Annotated in this window: 1 pseudogene; it reads left to right on the top strand. The window is 61.8% G+C overall.

The window, feature by feature from the left end:
- Positions 1-768: pseudogene (locus F8N96_RS34825) on the top strand (pilus assembly protein PapC); the annotation flags it as partial.

The raw sequence follows: 768 nt of genomic DNA, 5'->3' as shown, positions 1-768 counted from the left end.
TCGGTCGATTGGGCCATCGTCAACAACGCCAGCGTCTTCGCCAACGTCTACAAGACTCAGGACTACGGCACCGGTTTCGACGTGCAGGGGCTTTACTCCTACGGCAGCGGCAGCCTCGTCGCCAGCCATAACCGCAGCTGGCTCGACACCACGCGGCTCTACGACACCTTGCCCGACGGCACGCGCGTGCGGCAGCGCAATGTATTTATCGGCCAGACCAGCAACTCGTCCTTGTCACTCAATCATCGCCTCACCAGCAAAAGTTCTGTCAATGCCCGGGTGTCCCACAGCGAAGGCAACACCGAAGTGGTCGGCGTGGATCTGGGCTGGACTCAACGCACGCAACTGTTCGGCAGCGACGCCAATTGGCGCCTGTCGCTGTTCGACAGGCCGGGCAGCTTCAGTTCGGGCAATGATCGAAATCGCGGCCTTGACCTGAGCGTGAGCGTGGCGCTGGGTGGCCCGGGAGAGCAGCTCTCCGGCAGCATCGGCACCCGCACCGATCGCGATGGGGGGCGTGATAACAATGCCTCGATCACTTACCGCACAGACTTGCAGGACCACCTGCTGCAAAGCGTTTCCGCCACGGCCATCACCGACACCTATGGCCTCGGTTTGAATGCGCTGGCGACGATGCAATCGGACCGGGTCAACGGCGACGGATTTATCCAGCGCTCGTCCTACAACAACGACCTCACCGGCGGTCTCAACCTCGACAGCACCGTGGCGGTCGGCGGGCAAAAGATGATCGTGACCAGCCAATACCAC

Source organism: Pseudomonas fluorescens, from assembly GCF_902497855.1.
GTDB lineage: Bacteria > Pseudomonadota > Gammaproteobacteria > Pseudomonadales > Pseudomonadaceae > Aquipseudomonas > Aquipseudomonas fluorescens_BI.
The sequence above is the reverse complement of the archived record's forward strand: the minus strand, read 5'-3'. Positions and strand labels throughout refer to the sequence as shown.